Source organism: Bacillus sp. ISL-34, assembly GCF_018613325.1.
Classification (GTDB): domain Bacteria; phylum Bacillota; class Bacilli; order Bacillales; family DSM-1321; genus Peribacillus.
Genome location: NZ_JAGGQJ010000011.1, coordinates 258,705 through 277,937, shown reverse-complemented (window position 1 = coordinate 277,937; position 19,233 = coordinate 258,705). Strand labels below are relative to the sequence as shown.

The 19,233-nt window shown below is 40.3% G+C and carries 16 protein-coding genes; 2 read left to right on the top strand and 14 right to left on the bottom strand.

What is annotated here, in order from left to right; genetic code table 11:
• The first annotated feature begins 355 nt into the window (after nucleotides 1–355).
• Nucleotides 356–577: a hypothetical protein gene (locus J7E52_RS11310; protein ID WP_214746105.1), complete on the top strand. Its 222-nt coding sequence runs from the start codon at nucleotides 356–358 to the stop codon at nucleotides 575–577.
• On the opposite strand, the gene argH is transcribed toward J7E52_RS11310, so the two are convergent.
• Genes argH through J7E52_RS11285 form a run of 5 tightly spaced genes read right to left on the bottom strand, consistent with a single transcriptional unit; the run spans nucleotide 571 to nucleotide 7,201 of the window.
• Entirely contained in the window at nucleotides 571–2,055 is a 1,485-nt protein-coding gene (gene argH / locus J7E52_RS11305) for an argininosuccinate lyase (protein WP_214746100.1), read from the bottom strand. The genes J7E52_RS11310 and argH overlap by 7 nt on opposite strands.
• A gap of 15 nt (nucleotides 2,056–2,070) precedes the next feature.
• Entirely contained in the window at nucleotides 2,071–3,759 is a 1,689-nt protein-coding gene (locus J7E52_RS11300) for an ABC transporter permease (RefSeq protein ID WP_214746097.1), read from the bottom strand.
• Nucleotides 3,756–4,868: an ABC transporter ATP-binding protein gene (locus J7E52_RS11295; protein ID WP_214746094.1), complete on the bottom strand. Its 1,113-nt coding sequence runs from the start codon at nucleotides 4,866–4,868 to the stop codon at nucleotides 3,756–3,758. The genes J7E52_RS11300 and J7E52_RS11295 overlap by 4 nt, the downstream gene beginning before the upstream one ends.
• Before the next feature lie 15 nt (nucleotides 4,869–4,883).
• A complete protein-coding gene (locus J7E52_RS11290; protein ID WP_214746091.1) occupies nucleotides 4,884–5,975 on the bottom strand; it encodes an extracellular solute-binding protein in 1,092 nt (363 codons plus the stop codon).
• Nucleotides 5,975–7,201 (bottom strand): ROK family transcriptional regulator, encoded by a 1,227-nt coding sequence (locus J7E52_RS11285; protein ID WP_214746088.1) that lies wholly within the window; start codon nucleotides 7,199–7,201, stop codon nucleotides 5,975–5,977. Before J7E52_RS11285 ends, J7E52_RS11290 begins: the two co-directional genes overlap by 1 nt.
• Nucleotides 7,202–7,457: 256 nt before the next feature.
• Between J7E52_RS11285 and J7E52_RS11280 the strand changes: the two genes are divergently transcribed.
• Nucleotides 7,458–9,965 (top strand): NEW3 domain-containing protein, encoded by a 2,508-nt coding sequence (locus J7E52_RS11280; protein ID WP_214746086.1) that lies wholly within the window; start codon nucleotides 7,458–7,460, stop codon nucleotides 9,963–9,965.
• A 63-nt stretch (nucleotides 9,966–10,028) separates the two neighbouring features.
• On the opposite strand, the gene J7E52_RS11275 is transcribed toward J7E52_RS11280, so the two are convergent.
• The 9 genes from J7E52_RS11275 to nikA form a co-directional block, all read right to left on the bottom strand.
• Nucleotides 10,029–10,763, bottom strand: a complete 735-nt coding sequence (locus J7E52_RS11275; protein ID WP_286197666.1) for an amino acid ABC transporter ATP-binding protein — start codon at nucleotides 10,761–10,763, stop codon at nucleotides 10,029–10,031.
• A complete protein-coding gene (locus tag J7E52_RS11270; RefSeq protein ID WP_214746083.1) occupies nucleotides 10,760–11,404 on the bottom strand; it encodes an amino acid ABC transporter permease in 645 nt (214 codons plus the stop codon). Before J7E52_RS11270 ends, J7E52_RS11275 begins: the two co-directional genes overlap by 4 nt.
• A 64-nt stretch (nucleotides 11,405–11,468) precedes the next feature.
• Nucleotides 11,469–12,245, bottom strand: coding sequence for a transporter substrate-binding domain-containing protein (locus tag J7E52_RS11265; protein ID WP_214746080.1), 777 nt, complete (start codon nucleotides 12,243–12,245; stop codon nucleotides 11,469–11,471).
• Between the two features lie 326 nt (nucleotides 12,246–12,571).
• Nucleotides 12,572–13,888 carry an MATE family efflux transporter gene (locus J7E52_RS11260; protein ID WP_214746077.1) on the bottom strand — a complete coding sequence of 439 codons (1,317 nt, stop codon included), beginning with the start codon at nucleotides 13,886–13,888 and terminating at the stop codon, nucleotides 12,572–12,574.
• Nucleotides 13,889–13,988: 100 nt separating this feature from the next.
• Nucleotides 13,989–14,810: a nickel import ATP-binding protein NikE gene (nikE, locus tag J7E52_RS11255; RefSeq protein ID WP_214746074.1), complete on the bottom strand. Its 822-nt coding sequence runs from the start codon at nucleotides 14,808–14,810 to the stop codon at nucleotides 13,989–13,991.
• Between the two features lie 33 nt (nucleotides 14,811–14,843).
• Complete coding sequence (nikD, locus tag J7E52_RS11250) at nucleotides 14,844–15,680, bottom strand: nickel import ATP-binding protein NikD (RefSeq protein WP_396020268.1); 837 nt, start codon at nucleotides 15,678–15,680, stop codon at nucleotides 14,844–14,846.
• 10 nt (nucleotides 15,681–15,690) lie between these two features.
• The gene (gene nikC / locus J7E52_RS11245) at nucleotides 15,691–16,521 is read right to left on the bottom strand and encodes a nickel ABC transporter permease subunit NikC (protein ID WP_214746069.1); all 831 of its coding nucleotides are present in this window, start codon (nucleotides 16,519–16,521) and stop codon (nucleotides 15,691–15,693) included.
• The gene (gene nikB, locus J7E52_RS11240; protein ID WP_214746066.1) at nucleotides 16,518–17,462 is read right to left on the bottom strand and encodes a nickel ABC transporter permease subunit NikB; all 945 of its coding nucleotides are present in this window, start codon (nucleotides 17,460–17,462) and stop codon (nucleotides 16,518–16,520) included. Before nikB ends, nikC begins: the two co-directional genes overlap by 4 nt.
• 17 nt (nucleotides 17,463–17,479) lie before the next feature.
• Nucleotides 17,480–19,105: a nickel ABC transporter substrate-binding protein gene (nikA, locus tag J7E52_RS11235; protein ID WP_214746063.1), complete on the bottom strand. Its 1,626-nt coding sequence runs from the start codon at nucleotides 19,103–19,105 to the stop codon at nucleotides 17,480–17,482.
• Nucleotides 19,106–19,233: the final 128 nt, after the last annotated feature.

The window sequence follows — 19,233 nt, the reverse complement described above, 5'->3', positions numbered from 1 at the left end:
AGGAAGTCTCATTTTAGACTGCTAATCTTTTTTGTTTATCATCAAATCCCCTATTTTGACTAATAAATACAACGAAAAAATAATCATCAAGGTTCTGGATACTACCAGACCATCATTAGCTAAATCATATCCTTTAGGTATTAATAAGTTAGGATTAAAGCAAAAAGTAATCGATATTACGAAAGCTATTAAAATCAGGATAAAACCGAACTAAGATCTATTTGACATTAACATTCCGCCTTATATTATGTATTTTACAAAGGAATAATCTACATTTATTCATAGATAAAAATCAAAAATAAATAGTCACCCTAATAAAGAATGACTATAAATCGTGAGTTTGGAGCAAATACTCGTGAGTTTCACGCTTTTACTCGTGAGTTTGGAGCAAATACTCGTGAGTTTCATGCTTTTACTCGTGAATTTGGAGCAAATACTTGTGAGTTTCATGCTTTTACTCGTGAGTTTGGAGCTTTTACTCGTGAGTTTCATGCTTTTACTCGTGAGTTTGGAGCTTATACTCGTGAGTTTCATGCCCATTAAAACTCATTTCCTTTTTACCCGGTACCTTCAGTAATCCACTAAAGCCTTCCTGCCATCATTCAATGCTTTGACCATTTCCTTGTATTCCTGCAGCTCTTGTTGCAGTTTTTGTTTTCTATTTACAATCATCCTTGTGACCTCTTTTGGGGAGGGCCCGCCTTGAATGCTTCTAATCTCCACAAAATATTCGGGAGAGATTATTTTTTTCCATTCATCTTCTGCTATGTTCACTGAAACGAATTCATTGATGATCTTGTTGACTTTTTGTGTGTCCCAATCATATAGCTCTTTGCCTTCACTAATTGACCGTTTTGCAATAGTACTGGCTATGGAATGGGCTTTTCTAAAGGATATGTCGTAATCTCTTGATAGGGTATCCGCTAATTCAGTAACCGTTATACTGGATTTTGCGGCCATTTTCTTTGTGTGTTCTTCATTTACTTTCAAAGTCGATATGACGGCATACATTAGTTTCATGACACGTCCTGCATTTGAAAAAGCCCGATATAAATGCGGCTGTAAATCATCTTCCGTATCGACGATATCACCAAATGGGGTATTGTGAATCATATTCATTGCAGCAAGTGCATCACCATACGCACTGCTTGCAATCGAACGGGAATGTTCAATTGAGACTGGATTTCTTTTTTGCGGCATGATGCTGCTCACTTGAACATAAGGATCCGCCACATGAAATGTTCCAAACTCCCTTGTCACATGCTGCAGGAAATCTTGAATCCATCTTCCGGTATTGACCATGCATGTCATGATGGCAGTTGCGGTTTCCAATAAATAATCCGCCCCGCCTATCGAGTCATAGGAATTCTCAATCACCGAATCAAATCCAAGCAGTTCAGCCGTACGGTTCCGGCTAATTGGAAAACCGGTGGTCGTTAACGCGGCCGCGCCCAAAGGGGATTGGTTAACCGTTTCATAGGCTGCCCATAACCGGCCAATATCCCTTTGAAGCACATCATAAATGGCCAAAAAGTAATGTCCTAATGTAGTCGGCTGAGCCGGCTGGGTATGCGTGTAACCAGTAATATAGGTTTCTGTATGTTTTTCAGCCTGCTCCAATAATGCCTCACTCAATTGGGTAGCATAGCCAATCAATTGGAGCAGATGACCTCTCAAAACAAGACGGTACATCGCAACGCCCATATCATTACGACTGCGGCCGATATGAATCTTTCCTGCAAGCTCATGACCGATTTCTTCGCCGATCTTAGCCTCCATCATGAAAAATAAGTCTTCGAATTGTGGCTGATAGGTCAACTGGGTGAGATCTGTTTGGGCCACTTTCCGAATCCCATCGAGCATGGTTTTCGCCTCTTCTTCTTTAATGATCTTTTGTTCCGAAAGCATGATGACATGAGCCCGATGGATATCGAACATTACATGAAACAAGTAATCTCTTTGATCATTAAAAACAGGCATCAAAAGCTCTCTAGCATATGTTTTTCCGGGAAAGACACTACCTTCATTTTTGATAAATTCTTCAAGCCTGCTCATCTTTGAACCTCCGTTTTATAAAGCTTTTTCCGCTTTGATTCCAAAAAACTTGTTCGAAATGAAGAGAACGATTACAATCAGCGTGATTTGAATCATCCCATAGGCAGCTGCCTGCCCCATATTGAACATCCGAAGCTGATTCATGATTTCAATGGATATGGGCCTGTTTGAAATTGTGTACAACAGGACCGAGGTCGGGAATTCCCCCACAGATTCGATAAATGCCAATAATGTCCCTGATAAAACACCAGGCATAATAATCGGGAATATGACTTTTCTGAAGGTATAAAACCACTTTGCCCCCAAGTTTCTGGCTGCTTCTTCAATCGAATCATCCAGCTGCTCCAGAACGGCGTTAGTCGAACGGACAACGAGTGGAATATGCCTGATGAAATAGGCAAGCGGCAAAATCCAAAATGTTCCAACCAATATTTGACCAAAGGAAAAAACGCTAGGTTCATTGAATGCGAATATCAAGTTCATCCCGATGACCGTTGCAGGCAACGCCCAAGGAATCATGACTAGAATATCGACAAAGCTTTTCCCGACGAATTTCCGTTTGACAAGGACATAGGACGCTATGACCCCAAACACCAGATTTGCCAACGTTGCAATAACCGCCATCAATAAACTATTTCGTAACGGTTTGAAGATATTAGGGTCTTCAAACAAAAGCCGGTAATTTTCCATATTAAATACTGTTGGATATGTTTGAAATGTCCAGGTTCCGTCCGGCACTAGTGAAAGCAATAGAATCGTAAAGTGCGGTAAAAGGAGAATAATAACGCCGATGATACCCGTTACGACCATCACCCATTTCATGAACGGGTTCTTCACTTCACTCCTGTGTGCACCAATTCCTTTCGAAGCCATGCGATAATCTTTCCTATTCTGATACCAACGCATGAATAACAGAAATGAAATCGAAACGATGGATAGAATGACGGATTGAGTAGCGGCTATTTCCATATCACCATTGATTTTTGAAAAATAAATTTGCAGGCTCAACACCCTGTACCCGCCAGCCAATAAAAACGGGGCACTGAATGAAGCCATCGATATCATGAAAACAAGTAAAGATGCGGCAACGATGGCAGGTGTCAATAATGGAAATGTCACCTTCCAAAAGACCTTGATTTTATTTGCTCCTAAGTTATAAGCGGCTTCTTCAAGGGACGGATCTATTTTATTGATTGCAGCGGATACGGTCATATAAAAATAAACATACATCGTATAGGCATGCACGATAAGGATCCCGGATACCCCGCCAATCTTGAAAGGAACTTTATCGAGACCAAACAGATCCTTGATGGCATTTGGAATCAATCCCGATTCTCCATATAAAAACATAAAGGCCATGACCCCTACCAATGATGGAAGGACAATCGGTAAAATCGCTGCTGATGAAAAGAAGCTTCTGCCGGGAAAATCGTAACGGTTAAAAATGAATGCGAGCGGGATGCCAATCAAGGCACTGACCAATACACTCAATAAGGATATATAAACAGAATTCCATAGAGCCTCTAAGTTCGTTTTCGATTCCTGTACGAAGAAGTCCTGATAATTTCCAAGGGATATCGATCCGTCTTTTTGCAGACTTTCTATGAAGGTCCTCAACGATGGGTAGAGTACGTAAGCTACGAGCACCAATACAACTGGTATAAGGAGCAAAATCGTCAATCTCGTATCACGGTTTTTAATCATGGAGCATCACCGCTTATGACGGGAATAAGACGCAGCTGTTTCTCAGGAAGCTGGACATACACTTCCTTTCCTTGATAAAAGTATCCAAAATCATGAGTGTTGAACACGTCGACCCTTAGTAACACGTCTTGAACATCCACCATGACATTCACAACAGAACCAAAGAATTGAACGGAATTTATTTTACCTTTAAAGATATTCATTCCTTCTTCGGTCACATCCAGAATTCTGATTGCTTCAGGACGAATCGAAACAGCAAGGTCATCATCAGTCTGTAGGATTGAATTTCCTTCCCTAGCTTGATTTTCCACATTCAATTTAATCGGCTGTTCACTATTTTTAAGGGCAACCACTATATTCTCTTGTTGAACTTTTTCGAGTTGAACGGGCAATAGATTAATCTCGCCTATAAAGCTTGCCACAAAATCATTGGCCGGCCGATTATAAATTTCTGCCGGCGTCCCGACCTGGTGACATACACCATAATTGAATACAGCGATCCGATCACTCATGGATAATGCCTCAGCCTGATCATGTGTGACATAAATGGTGGTTATCTTATAATCACGCTGCAGCCTTAAGATTTCCACTCTCATTTCATCACGAAGCTTAGCATCCAGATTACTTAATGGTTCATCAAGCAGTAATATTTCCGGTTCAATGACAAGTGCTCTCGCAAGGGCCACCCGCTGCTGCTGCCCTCCGCTTAACTGGCTCACTTGACGATTCGAGTAGCTCTCCAGCCTGACCTTTTGGAGGGCATCCTGCACTCTCCTCTTTAAGTCAGCAGAAGAAACTTTTCTCACACGCAAGCCAAACGCTACATTTTCAAAAACAGTCATGTGGGGAAAGAGGGCATAGTTTTGAAAAACCATGCCTGTATTTCTTTTCTCCGGAGGTACACGCGTCATATCTTTGTCGCCAAATCGGACGACTCCTTTTGTTGGATAATAAAAACCGGCAATCATCCGAAGCGTTGTCGTTTTACCGCAGCCACTTGGACCAAGAAAGGTAAAAAACTCACCTTCTTTGATGTCCAGATTCAAATGGTCAACAGCTATCGTTTTCCCGAAGGCTTTTTGGACATTCTCTATTTTTATTGACGCCATCCGAACGACACTTCCTTATTCTTTAATTTCTTTATCTCCACTTTTAATATTTTCGTCCCAATATTTCATCCACTCGTCACCTTTTTCCTCGAATGCATTCCAATCAATATCCATCGCTTTAATTTCTGTTTCCGTGATCCATTCAGGTAAATCCTTCACATCATTTCTGGTCGGAATTCTGTAAAATTCTTCTGCCAAAGTTTTTGCGGCTTCCGGTGAATTCACAAACTCATAAAAGGCTTCTGCCGCTTTTGGATGCTTGGCACCTTCAACGATGGCGATACCTTCTGTCAATACTGGCGTTCCGCTTTCTGGAATGACGAACTCAAACGGATAATTTTTATTTTCTTTCAGCATGACAACATCCGGCATTGCCCAAACGGAAAGTGAGCCCTCTCCTTTGGCTACCTTGTTATACATCATTTCCGGGTTTGCTGAATATTCCTTTGTGTTTTGGTCGAGCTTCTTTAACCAGTCATACCCTTCTTTTGGATCATTTGTATCCTTATAAGTACGATAGATCATCGCAGAAAAAATTGTCCTCATCGTTCCGGAGGCTAACGGATAGCGGATGATGATTTCGTCTTTCCACTTCGGATCAAGCAGCTCATCCCAATCTTTCGGCACCTCGTCTTTTGATAGTTCTTTGCTGTTATACATGATGACTTCCGGTGTCTGGCTCGTTCCCGTCCAATACCATTCCGGATCGCGGAATCCTTCATCGAGACTATCGGAATAGCTAGGCTTATAAGCAGCCAGCAGCCCATCACCCTTTGCTTGATTGAAGTTCGTGGAAGGTGCCCCCCACCAAACGTCTGCCTGCGGATTACTTTTCTCTGATCGAACGCGGTCAAGGATTTCCTGAGACCCCATATCAAGCCACTCAACATCAATACCATACTCATCTTCGAACTGTTTTTCGAATTTTGATAAAATATCTTTGCCATGCGGTGAATAAACAACGATCTTATCTTCCAGCTCACCCTTTTCTCCCTTGGCACCGCCAGCATCCGAATTCGTTTTCGTATCTGTACCGTTACATCCCGAAATCAATAGTGCTGCCGATAAGGCCATTACCGAAACAAGCGACTTTTTACTGTTTTTCATTAATACTCCCCCTCATCACGAAAATTCAAAATGCCATCATGTTCCCTTAAGAATAGGGAAACCGCTCCTAGTACTCCTGCGTTTTCTCCAAGTTGTGAAGTTTTCATTTCTACTAAACTTGGAAGATATCGATCAACGATCTCCTGAATTCTAGGTAAAATGTATTCGGATGAATTTAATACACCACCTCCTAAAATGATCACTTCTGGATTTAGCAAACTAGCCGCATTGACAATTCCGCAGGCTAAATGTTCGATGGCTTCATTTATGACGGCAATGGCTGTCGTGTCTCCTTTTTTTGCTGACAAAAAAGCATCCTCCCCCGATAGTTCGGAAGATTTGGCCCGTTCGAATAAAAGATGATCAGGATCCTTAAGAACCTCCCTTGTAAAATGACCGCCAATCGACTTTCCTCCTGCGACACTTTCCAAATAGCCGTATCTATGGAAAACCGGCTTGAATTCACGCTTCATATCCTCTTTGTCCGTTACCATATATCCCATTTCCCCAGCTGCACTTGAAGCCCCTCTGTATAACTGGTTATTCAAGATAATGCCGCTTCCTATCCCCGTTCCAACCGCAACGAACAGCAAATTCCGCTTATTTTGTGCATTACCCAGCCACTGTTCACCTAGCGCAGCCGCGTTTACATCATTGTCCAGAAAAATGGGGAAATCAAAATACCGTTTCGCTTCGGCTATGAACGGATATTGTACCCAGCCTAAACTCGGTGCCTCTATTACTAATCCGCTTGCCGTTTGCGTTATACCAGGGATCCCGACTCCCATCCCCAATATCCTGCCTTTCGCAATCTGATTCTTTGCAATTAACCGTTCCGTTTCAATCGCCATTTGTTTAAGAAGCCCTGATTGTAAATAGGTGTTAGTTGAAAAACTAGTGTCGGCAAGGATGTTGCCGCTTAAATCACTTAAAACGATTTTCACTTTCGTCCCGCCTATATCGACCCCAATGATATAGGCAGCCTTTTCATTAAAAAAGAGCTGGATGGGCCTTCTCCCGCCTTGAGAGGAGGATTCTCCTATTCCTTTCTCAAATACCCATTTCTCCTGTATAAGTTCATCCACAGCAAGAGAAACAGTTGGTTTACTTAGCTGAAGCTTAACGGAGATTTCAGCTCTTGAAATGGGCGAACATTCCTGGATGCATTGAATGATTCTTTTTTTATTGACATATTTTTGATGACTGGGTGGTCTTTTAAAACTCATCACATCACGGCCTTACATCATTTAGTTAGTAAATCTTCCTAATTAAGTAGAAATATAACTTAAAAAAATTCTGCACACAAGTAATTTTTCTGAACCTTTAAAATGTTCAATTTTTAATAGTTACTTCGCATTATTTACATTTATAACCATAAGTGCTATTTATTAGATAAGTTTTTTTCGTCTGGTTAGTTAGAAAATATTACTAACCTACATTTTTTTAGGTGTTTTATAAATGTTGAAGGGGGTTAAAAGAATAATGAAAAAAGCTCTGTTATCGTTGCTTTCCCTTTTGTTGGTTCTTGGATTATTGCCGCTTGGAGGTAGCGCTGCAAATCCTGATGAAGCCAACGTTGAGTTATGGAATGCGGTCAAGCCTCTCGAAACGACCGTGACATTCTTGAACAGCGGTGCCCATCCAGATGATGAACGCAGTGACTTCCTCGCTTATCTATCGAGAGGGTTAGGGGTTAAGACATCCAGCCTGATAGCGAACCGCGGTGAAGGAGGACAAAATGAAATCGGGGATGAATTGGACAATGCTCTTGGAATCATCCGTTCAAGGGAAATGATAGAAGCTGCAAAAATCACCGGGGTTAAGGCCTACCATCTAAGTGAAACTACCTCAGATCCCATTTATGATTTCGGCTTCTCCAAAACACCAGAGGAAACATTGGAAAAATGGGGCGAGGAACTCACCTATGAAAGGCTTATCCGCTTTATACGGACGTATCAGCCGGATATATTGATGCCATCCTTCCAAAATGATGATACCCAGCATGGACATCATCGAACAATGACAATCTTAAGTGAACGTGCCTTTAAGGATGCGGCCGACCCAACTGTGTTTCCGCAACAATTGAAACAAGGTCTATCGGTATGGCAAGTGAAAAAGTTATATTTGCCCGTTTCCTCGGCAGATCAAGCAACCACTTCGATTGAAATCGGTAAATATGACCCAATATACAATATGACTTACCCACAGCTTGGAGAACAATCACGCTATCTGCATAAAAGCCAAGGCATGGGTTCCGATATTCCTGCAGCACCTCGCCAGATCCATCTGGATTTGAAGCAAAGCGCCGTTGATGCAAAAAACCAGTCGGACCTTTTTGCAGGTGTACCTTACAATTTTACTGAATGGGCTGAAAAACTCCCCCGCTCAGCTTCAAAATTGAAAGGTGAATTTAAATACCTGCAACGGAATTTGGACGCCGTCATTGCGGCTTATCCCAATGAAAAACGTGTTTTTTCAACATCCCAAAATGCTCTCTCCAATGTTCGTTCAATTACTGCGCAAGTCAAAAAGGCAAAGCTAAGCCCAGCCATAAAGAACGACTTGCTTCATAAGCTCTCATTAAAAGAAGAGCAATTGCAAAACGTCAGTTATGTCTCTTCAGGACTCGAAGTTCAAGCTAACGCGGCTTCAAAGATCCTGACGAAAGGTCAAAATACGTACGTAACCGTAACCGTGAAGAATAACGGGAAACAAACACTGAAAAAAGTCGCTGCTGCATTGAATGTGCCTAAAGAATGGAAGACCAAAACAAAATCTAAAGATGTCAACCTAGCACCAAATAAATCAGCGACAATGACCTACCTGGTTGAAGTCCCTGAAGATGCAGCCTATTACCATGCCTATGATGAATCAGCCATTACAACCAGCATTTCTTATAAATACGGCAGCACAAAAACTGCCATCAAGGAAGAAGTGGATGGAACGATCGCTGTCCTTCCCGACGTCGGCCTTACCCTATCTCCTGAAGATATCGTCGTAAATACAGCAGATGTAAAAGAAGAAGTCCCAGTGACGGTAACCTTGAAAAACTATACAGAAGGAAAAGCATCGGCAAAGGTCGCTTTAAAAGTCCCTGAAAATTGGGAAGTTCATCCCAAAAATGCCACTGTATCATTTAATGAAAAATCAGAAGAAAAACAAGTGAAGTTCACCCTCAGACCGCCGAAGGCAATTCAAAATGGCGAATATCAGGTGAAGGCAGCTGCTACCGTCAATGGAAAAACCTTTGATACGACCATTCAGGAAATTTCCTATGACCATATCGGAACATTCTATTACCAATACCCAGCAGCTATCAACACCGTTGCATTTGAGCTTTTGAAGCCAGCTTCATTAAAAGTGGGGTACATTGAAAGCGGATTCGATAAAGTGGCAGATTACTTAAGCAATGCAGGTCTGAACATTACGAAGTTAACTGCAGCCGATTTAGCTGAAGGTGATTTAAGCCAATATGACACGATCGTTACAGGCATCCGTGCCTACCTATCAAGGGAAGATTTAAAGGCAAATAACGCGCGCTTACTTGAATATGTGGCAAACGGCGGTCATCTCGTCGTTCAATACCATAAACCGGGTGATGGATGGGATGCCATGAAGACAGCTCCATATCCCCTTACCCTCGGGAATCCTTCCATTCGCTGGCGGGTAACCGATGAAAAAGCCACGGTAAACGTCACGAAACCAGAATCGGCTCTCTTTAATTATCCAAATAAAATAACAAGTGATGACTGGAGCAATTGGGTCCAAGAAAGAGGATTGTACTTCCCAATGGAATGGGATGAACGGTTTGAAACATTCATTTCCATGGCCGATCCAAATGAAGAACCATTTGATGGCGGAATCCTCATGGCTAAATACGGTAATGGCACCTACCTCTACACCAACCTTGTGCTATACAGGCAAATTCAAGGCCAGGTTCCAGGTGGATATCGAATCATGACGAACTTGATTAGTTACGGTGCCAAGTAAATAAAAAAGAAACCTATGCATATCGCGAATGCATAGGTTTCTTTTTTGTTATTTGCCCGAACATTAAAGCACCTTGCTCAAGAATGCTTTCGTTCTTTCGTGCTGAGGGTTACCGAATAATTCATTCGGCTCATTTTCTTCCACGATATACCCTCCATCCATGAATATGACCCTGTCCCCGACTTCCCGGGCAAAGCCCATTTCATGCGTAACAACGACCATTGTCATGCCTTCTTTTGCAAGTTGTTTCATTACCTCCAAAACATCGCCGACCATTTCAGGGTCAAGGGCCGAAGTCGGTTCATCAAATAGCATGATCTTCGGATTCATCGCCAATGCCCTTGCGATGGCGACCCGCTGTTTTTGTCCGCCGGAAAGTTCCCCTGGATAGCTATTTGCTTTTTCCTTTAGACCAACCTTATCCAATAACTCGAGCGCTAACCTTCCTGCTTCCGCTTTATCGGTGGCACGAATTTTAATAGGGCCCAAGGTTATGTTCTCCAAAACGGTTTTATGGGGAAATAGATTGAAATGTTGAAAAACCATTCCAACTTCTTGCCGGACTTTGTTTATATTGATTTTCCTTTTAGGATCGGTTATTTCATGTCCGTTAATGACCACCTCACCGCCCGTAACTTCCTCAAGGAGATTCAGGCAACGCAGGAATGTACTCTTTCCAGATCCAGAAGGGCCTATTACGCAAATTACTTCCTTTTCCTGCACTTCTGCATTAATATCTTTTAAAACCTCGACAGTTCCAAATGATTTTCTCAGGTTTTTTACAGTAATGATGCTCATCGAACTTGTACCCTCCTTTCTATGAAATTAGCAATTAGGGTTAACAAATAGATGATGATAAAGTAAATCACACCAACTGCCAGCCAAATCTTGAATGCTTCAAAGGTTGCCGAAGCTTGAATCTGGCCTTGCTGGGTTAAATCGGCTATACCAATGACGGATAATAGAGAAGTGTCTTTCAAGCTGATGATCGATTGGTTCGTAATCGTAGGGAGCATCCTTCTAAAGGCTTGCGGAAGCACGACATATCTCATTGTTTGAGTTCCAGTGAACCCGATGGATCTTGCCGCTTCCGTTTGTCCTTTATCGATGGATTGTATCCCTGCCCTTATTATTTCAGCAAAATATGCCCCTGCATTGATTGCAACGGTAATTATTCCAGCTGTTGTACTGTTCAAAGAAATCAAATTCAGTGAATTCACACCAAAATAGATAAAAAACAACTGAACGATGAACGGTGTCCCTCGTATCGCATCCACATAAACCTTTGCAATCCAGTTCAAGATCTTGATGGGGGCAAGTCGCAGCAAAGCGATCAGTAAACCAATCAAAAAACCTAGGATAATGGCAATCACAAAGATATAAAGCGTCACCTGAAGTCCTTTTAATAAAATAGGCAATGCCGCAACAATTATATCCATTTCTTTCACCCCTTTGAAAAAGAAAGCGCGCCATAAGCGCGCCTATCGAGCTTTAATCTATTGTTTATTCACCAAGATACGTTTTAATTATTTCATCATACGTGCCGTCTTTTTTAAGATTGGCAAGACCATCATTTATTTTCTTCAATAAATCCTCGTTTTGCCCTTTCAATACAGCAATTCCATATTTGTCACCATTCAAACGGTCACCTACGATTTTCAACCCAAGATCTTTTTGGGCGATCGCATAGGAGATAACCGGGTAATCTTCTATAAGGGCATCGGCGTTGCCGTTGGCCACTTCCTGGAACATCGCTGGGCTATCATTGAATTGAACAACTTTAATTCCTAGTTCCGTAGCATTATCCTGTGCATATTTAGCACCTGTTGTTCCTTTTTTCACTGCTATGGTTTTTCCTTTAAGATCTTTAACAGTTTTAGTATTTGTATTATCTTTTTTAACAACTATTGTTAATCCTGCATCAAAATACGGTGTTGAGAAATCTACTACCTTTTTTCTTTCCTCTGTAATGCTCATTCCCGCAATGGCCACATCAAGCTGATTGGCTTGCATAGCCGGGATGATTCCGCCGAAATCCATTGGAGACAATTTGATTTTAAAATCCTGGTCTTTTGCGATTGCATTGATCAATTCAATATCAATGCCTTTATATTCGTTCCCCTCTTTAAATTCAAAAGGAGGATAGGTCGTATCCACACCAACTTTATATACCTTTTCAGGTTTCTTTTCCTCACCTGCATTTTTTTCTTCATTGGTTCCACAAGCCGAGATAAAGATAGTTAGAATCAAAAACATACTCAGTAAACCAAGTTTCTTCATTCAAATCACTCCAATTCTTAGATTATACGTGATAATAAATAATTCTCCCTATAATATAGCATAAGAATAAAGTATTATAATATGAATTTTCAGAATAAATATTATTTTCTCCAAATAATTTTTATGGATGTTTTTCCTAATATTGTTTCAGTGAGAAAAAAAAGAGGATATGGAATCCTTCACAATAAAAACAGCCGATCATAAAGAAAAAGCTGCCTTAAAAGACAGCTTCGATCTTAGTCCATGCACCTGTTGGATCAATAATCCACTATTTAGCAACTTGTCTCTATGATACTTCGGATTACCTTTATATTAAGGAAAGGCATTCACAATTCTTGTTTAACATGAAAAATTCTCTTATTCAGTCTAGGGATATACATAACTAGAAAGCAAGATCTACCCACACTAAAGACGATGAAGGCGAGCCATAAGCCATGATTGTCCCAGATGGGGGTTGCAGTGAATTGCACAATAATATACGCCATCAACGCGTAAATCATAGAGTTTCGAACCGGTACAATTTCAGTCGCTCCCGTGAAGACACCGTAAATGACGAGTCCGAAACAGGCTGTGAATGGGAAAATAATTAGCCAAGCTCCATATGTATTCGAAAGCTCGATTACTCTAGGTAAATTCGTGAAGAGTCCAATAATCCGTTCCTGAAATATTGCATAGGAACAAGCAATGAAGAAAGCGGATAGAATTGACCATTGCCAGGACAGGGTGAGCGTTTTTTTATATAATTTTTCATTATTTGAACCAATCGCTTTACCTACTAGTATGCTAGATGCATTCGCAAACCCATCAAAGAAATAAGCCATAATATAATGAATTTGAATCAATACAGCATTGGCAGCCAATAGCTCTGTACCAAAAGTAGCACCTTTTGCTGTAAACAAGTTAAAAACAGCTAATAAACAAAGCGTTCGAATAAATAAATCCCGGTTAACGATAAACATCTTTTTCATGGAATGTGAATCTATAAGCGTTCCCACAGCTGGCATTTTCCATCGAATCGGTGATGCCTTCAATAAAAGGAGTAAGCCAATTAAGAAGGCTGTGATTTCCGCGATTAAAGTTGCCATAGCCACCCCTTTTACGGCCAAGGAAAATACATGAACAAACAAAATGGCAAGAACCATATTTAGAACATTCATGAACACTTGCAAAAATAAAGATACTTTAATCTTCGACATGCCCATCAACCATCCAAGAATGACATAATTCATCAAAGTGAAGGGAGCTCCCCAAATTCGAATGCGAAAATATTCCGCTGCAAATTTGCTAACATTGAACTCAGGGGCAATTAGTTTTAAAGCCGCATATTCAATCGGCCATTGCAGGAGGATAAAACAAAGACCTACAATGACGGCTAATAAAAAAGGGCGAAACAAAGCGAGTGCTCCTTGAGCTTGATCGTTTGCCCCATTAGCTTGAGCGGTAAACGCAGAGGTGCTAACTCGTAAAAAACCGAATAACCAATATAAAGTATTAAAAATAACGCTACCTACTGCAACTCCCCCAATATACGCCGGGTCTGGAAGCTGACCAACAACTGCCGTATCCACAGCCCCTAATAAAGGTGTTGTCATCGTTGAAATCGTTAAGGGAATGGCTAAAGTAAGGTATGATCGATGATTCATCCAATTTCCCTCCAATATGTTCTTCAAAAGAAATATAAACAAGAGCCTCGATTATCAAATTGAAATCGAGGCCTTCTAATCAATAAATATAGATTCTAGACTAGGACTTGTTGGTCCTCGTCGGAAGAGAACGAAAACGCGGATGCTTAGCAAGGATAGAGCCTCTCATCTGTTTAATGACAGGATGTTCTGACGAAAAAAACTGATTTTTAGAATCGTAAAGCTCGATTAATTCTCCTTTTTCCAGTACACCCAAAGTATCAGAGATTGAATAGGCCGCTTTAATATCATGTGTAATAAAAAGATAAGATAAGCCGAAGTCTTTTTTCAACTCACTTAATAATTCTAAAATTAGTGTTTGATTAACCATATCTAGACTGCTTACGGATTCGTCTAAGACGATTAGCAGTGGCTTAAGAGAAATTGCTCTAGCAATATTAATTCTTTGCAATTGTCCACCGCTAAATTGGTGTGGGTATTTTTTTAAATCCTTCTCACTTAGGCCTACTCTTTCCAATAACTCAATAACTGTTCTTTTTTGTTCGGCTACGGTTAGTTTTTCATAGTTTTCTAATGGCTCGCCTATAATATGCTCGGCCGTCATTCGTGGATTGACAGATGAATGCGAATCTTGAAAAACAACCTGTAGATCTCGGCGTATCTTTTGTCGAATAAGCTTATCAGCAGTATAAATATCATGCCCTTGAAACAGAACCTGTCCTTGCTGTGGACGTTCTAAGCCAAGAATCACTTTTCCTAATGTGCTTTTTCCAGCTCCACTCGTCCCAAGTAGTCCTAAACATGTTCCTTCGTCAATAGAGAGGGAAATGTCAGTGAGTACTTTTTTAGAATGGTCTTTCCACTTAAAAAACGTATGAGAATTATAGCTATGAGTTACTGCTTTTACTTGTAATAAACTCATTTGTTCACCCCTCAAAAGAATGCAATCTATATATCACAACATATGGGCGATAGGTTCTTCAAGATTTAAGGTAAGTCGGGCATTTAGCAGTTTCTTTGTATACTCATGCTGCGGATTATCAAATAGTTCAAATACATTTGCAGTTTCTACAATTCTGCCATGTTGCATAACGACTACATCATCTGCCATTTCAGAAATGACTCCCAGATCATGAGAAATGAGTAAAATGGATGTTCCATATTCAGAACGAATTTTATCCAAGTGGCGAAGTACTTGTAATTGGTTATGAACATCGAGTGCAGTTGTCGGCTCATCAGCAATAATAACTGAAGGATGTAAACATGCAGCCATCGCAATCATCACGCGTTGAAGCATACCTCCACTCAATTGAAAAGGATAGCTTTTTAATAGTTTCGCGGGATCTGGCAGGTTTACATTTTGCATCGCATCGATGGCAAGCTCTTTTGCTTGTTTTTTATTCAATGAGGTATGAGACCTGATCGTTTCGATAAATTGATTGCCAATTGTAAAAACAGGCGTAAATGAATTCATCGGATTTTGCATAATAAAGGCAATATCCTTGCCACGGATTTTACGTATTTCTTTATCGTCTAACCCATTCAATTCTCGTCCTTGGAGGGTAATGCTACCTTCAATCGTCGTTGTTTTCCGATCAAGAAGCTGTAGAATGGACATACTCGTAACGGTTTTGCCACTCCCACTTTCCCCAACAAGACCTAGCACCCTCCCTTTTTTCAGTTCAAAATTAATATCCTGAACGAGGGTGGACGCACCATCTTTTGTTTGTACTTGTACATGTAGATCGCTGACTTTTAATACATTCGATCGTTCTGTTCTCAATCTTCTCATTCCTTTTTTATTAACGACGTTTGACTCCAAAACGTTCTGACAGCGCTTCGCCTAATAAATTGAAGGTGACGACAACGAGCATAATCATCAAACCTGGATATAGCATTAATTCTGGATTCGTCCGAATATACGATTTCCCTTCATGAATCATTGCTCCCCATTCTGGTGTAGGGGGTTGCACACCTAAACCTAGAAACGACATGGCGGATATATCCATGATCGCCCAGCCCATTTCTAATGTACCCATAACAGCGAGCGGCGGGAGAACATTTGGAACAATATGTTTCTTTATTATCTTCCATTGAGAAGAACCGCTTATTTTAGCAGCAGCTATATAGTTTTGTTCTTTCAGACTAAGTACCATTCCTCGGAAAATTCTCGCGTAATATACCCATTGCACAAGCATCAATGCTAAGATGACTTGTTTAAGGCCAGGTCCCAATATACCAACAAGTCCAAGAATGAGCAAAAGATTCGGAAATGCCATAATACCATCACAAAGTCTCATTAGTACCTGGTCCACCCAACCACCTTTATAACCAGCAATGGTTCCAACAATCAAACCGATGCCTAAAGATGAAATAAAGATTAATGTGGCAAATCCTAACGAAATGCGAGCTCCATATAAGATGCGTGATAACGTGCACCTTCCTAAATGATCGGTTCCCAATGGATACTCAAAGGAAGAGGGCTGTAGTTTATTAGCTAAATTGACAGCAATAGGATCATTAGGTGCAATCCAAGGAGCCAAGATGGTGATGATAAATAGGAAGCTCAATATTATCGAACAAAGGACAATCACTTTTTGACCTCTCATCATAATGCGAATACTTGTTATCATTGACGTTGCCCTCCTTTTTTGGAGATGCGTGGGTCAATACACATTTGAATAAGATCAACGATCAAGTTGCTAATGATGAATAGTCCCGCTGCTAAAAGCACATAGCATTGAATGACAGGAACATCCCGATTAAAAATAGCTTCAATAAAATAACGACCGAATCCTGGCCAGGAAAAGACCGCTTCGACGATAATGGTTCCAGTCAGCAGCTTTCCTAAATTCATCCCTAATCCAGTTATCATAGGGGATATGGCTATTCTCAATACATGTTTTCCCATAATGACTTTTTCATGAATCCCTCTTGTGCGGGCAAAAAGGATATAAGGCTCCTGTAAATTTTCAAGAACGCTAGCACGTAACAATCGAGTATACAAGGCTATTAATGGCATAGCTAAAGTAACGGAAGGGAGGACTAGATGTTGCCAAGTCCCGATTCCTTCAACAGGGAATAGGTCGAGTTTAACAGAAAAGAAAAAAATCAATAAATAACCAAGCCAAAAAGAGGGGATCGATGCCCCGAAAAAAGAAAGAAGTCGACTAAAATGGTCGATTCCACTGTTTTTCTTTATGCCTGCCCAAAAACCAAGAGGGACACTAATCAGGACCGCTAATGTGATGCTACCTAAAGCTAACTGAATTGTCGCTGGCATTCGATATGTAACCTCGTCCCAAACAGGTTTATTCGAAATATAAGATATGCCAAAATCAAATTGGCATATCTTAATGATAGAGTTTACATATTGAACATGGAGGGGTTGATCTAAGCCAAACTCATGTCTTTTCTGAGCCAATATCTCATCTGTAGATTGGATATGTGCTGCAGTTAAATATGCCTCAGCTGGGTCAACGGGTGAAAGGTGAATCATTCCAAACGTTAGAAGAGTGGCCAAAAGAAAGATGGGAATAATGGCCATAATTCGTTTCAAGATATAATTGCCCATGAAAACCCTCCTGTAACTTACTTCTCGATGCTAATTCCTGTGAATGGGTGTTCATCCCGGTTAGCAGGGAATGTAAAATTAGATACATCTTTTTGGTAAACAGCTATTTTCTTAATATAAGATATAGGTACAATCGCTCCTTGGTCTTGTAGTGATTCCAAAATAGTTGAGTAAAGTTCTTGACGTTCTTTTTCATCTGTTGTTCGAGGAACATCTGCAATTTGTTTTAACAACTTATCTCTGTTCGGATAAGATGAAATGGCTTCGTTAAAACCAAATCCTTCTGAACCAACGATGTTAACGAAAGTATGTGGATCATATGGTGCGCCGTAGTTACTAAAGAAATTCAATTCAAAATCATTAGCTTTAAATCTTTCAATTTGTACCGTAAGCTCAACTCCAACGATATTTAATTTAACACCTAGTGCCGCCCACTCAGATTGTAATGTTTCGGCCATTGCTTTTTGAACCGATTCTGCAGAGTCGTACATTAACTCAATTTCAAGTGGTTTTCCGTCTTTTTCACGAACGTTTTTTCCTTTTGGAAGCTTCCACCCTGCTTCATCTAATAAAGCTTTTGCTTTTTCGACATTATAATCAATCGCTGTTACATCAATGTCTGAAGTATAAGGGAAGTTTGTCGGTAAAATAAAATCTGCCTTCTCTTCCAACCCAGAAGTAACTCCGTCAACCATTGCTTTTTTATTAAATCCATATTGTAACGCTTGACGAACACGTAAATCTGAAAGCTGTTCTTTCTTCGTATTCATGACTAGTTGTCTTGTTGCTACCGGATCAGAAATACTAGTCTCATAGGTACCTGTTGTTTCTAATTGTTTGAAAGCATCTAGACTGATAACACCTTCACCATAAATAAGGTCTAGGTCACCTTTTTCAAAAGCAAGAACTCGGGTTTCAGCATCAGGAATGATCTTGACTTTGATTTTCTTTACTTTAGGGAGTTCACCCCAATAGTTATCATTGCGTTTGAAAATAGCATATTCATCTGCTTTATATTCTTCCAAAACCCATGGGCCTGTACCGACTGGTTTTGTAACACCTTTAGAAGTGTCACCATCTTTAGGAAATCCAGCATCACCTAAGAAACGGACTGGACGAACGACGGCTAACTCTTGAATAGTAGGATAATATGGCTCCTTTAATGTTAGTTTAAACGTGTTTTGGTCAATTACTTCCGTTTGATCCACTTTCGGAATAAAGCCCAACCAACTATGTAAATCAACATTTTTCAATATAGCATCAAAGTTCTTTTTCACAATTTCAGCATTAAAGCTTGTACCGTCAGAAAATTTCACATCTTGACGCAGGTTGAACGTATATTCCTTCCCATCCTTGGAAATTTCCCAAGATTCAGCTAAATGCGGTTTCAGCTCGCCTCCATCTTGGTAACTAACCAAAGGTTCGTATATCATTGATGTAGCGAATAATTGAGAAGGATTATAGACATGCGGATTCATTTCACCTATATCCCTAGGCCAAGCAAAAGTAAGCATGTCTTTACTGTCTTTATTTGAAGTTGAATTTTCTTTTGATTCATTTGTACATCCAAGTAAAAGCGTTGATAAAATTAAAACGATTGCGGATATAAATAACACTTGTTTGCTGTTTCTTCTTTTTGACATAACATTGGTGCCTCCAGTACCATATTGAGAATCATTTTCAATTCTAATGAGTAACTATATTATTGTCAATATAATGTCGAAATTCTCGAAAGATATAAATATGTTTTGTTAGAAACATATTAAACTCA

Excerpts from the sequence above, each read along its gene's own strand:
- argH (WP_214746100.1), bottom strand. The coding sequence starts at position 2,055 with ATGAGCAGGCTTGAAGAATTTATCAAAAATGAAGGTAGTGTCTTTCCC.
- J7E52_RS11300 (WP_214746097.1), bottom strand. The coding sequence starts at position 3,759 with ATGATTAAAAACCGTGATACGAGATTGACGATTTTGCTCCTTATACCA.
- J7E52_RS11295 (WP_214746094.1), bottom strand. The coding sequence starts at position 4,868 with ATGGCGTCAATAAAAATAGAGAATGTCCAAAAAGCCTTCGGGAAAACG.
- J7E52_RS11290 (WP_214746091.1), bottom strand. The coding sequence starts at position 5,975 with ATGAAAAACAGTAAAAAGTCGCTTGTTTCGGTAATGGCCTTATCGGCA.
- J7E52_RS11285 (WP_214746088.1), bottom strand. The coding sequence starts at position 7,201 with ATGAGTTTTAAAAGACCACCCAGTCATCAAAAATATGTCAATAAAAAA.
- J7E52_RS11280 (WP_214746086.1), top strand. The coding sequence starts at position 7,458 with ATGAAAAAAGCTCTGTTATCGTTGCTTTCCCTTTTGTTGGTTCTTGGA.
- J7E52_RS11275 (WP_286197666.1), bottom strand. The coding sequence starts at position 10,763 with ATGAGCATCATTACTGTAAAAAACCTGAGAAAATCATTTGGAACTGTC.
- J7E52_RS11270 (WP_214746083.1), bottom strand. The coding sequence starts at position 11,404 with ATGGATATAATTGTTGCGGCATTGCCTATTTTATTAAAAGGACTTCAG.
- J7E52_RS11265 (WP_214746080.1), bottom strand. The coding sequence starts at position 12,245 with ATGAAGAAACTTGGTTTACTGAGTATGTTTTTGATTCTAACTATCTTT.
- J7E52_RS11260 (WP_214746077.1), bottom strand. The coding sequence starts at position 13,888 with ATGAATCATCGATCATACCTTACTTTAGCCATTCCCTTAACGATTTCA.
- nikE (WP_214746074.1), bottom strand. The coding sequence starts at position 14,810 with ATGAGTTTATTACAAGTAAAAGCAGTAACTCATAGCTATAATTCTCAT.
- nikD (WP_396020268.1), bottom strand. The coding sequence starts at position 15,680 with ATGAGAAGATTGAGAACAGAACGATCGAATGTATTAAAAGTCAGCGAT.
- nikC (WP_214746069.1), bottom strand. The coding sequence starts at position 16,521 with ATGATAACAAGTATTCGCATTATGATGAGAGGTCAAAAAGTGATTGTC.
- nikB (WP_214746066.1), bottom strand. The coding sequence starts at position 17,462 with ATGGGCAATTATATCTTGAAACGAATTATGGCCATTATTCCCATCTTT.
- nikA (WP_214746063.1), bottom strand. The coding sequence starts at position 19,105 with ATGTCAAAAAGAAGAAACAGCAAACAAGTGTTATTTATATCCGCAATC.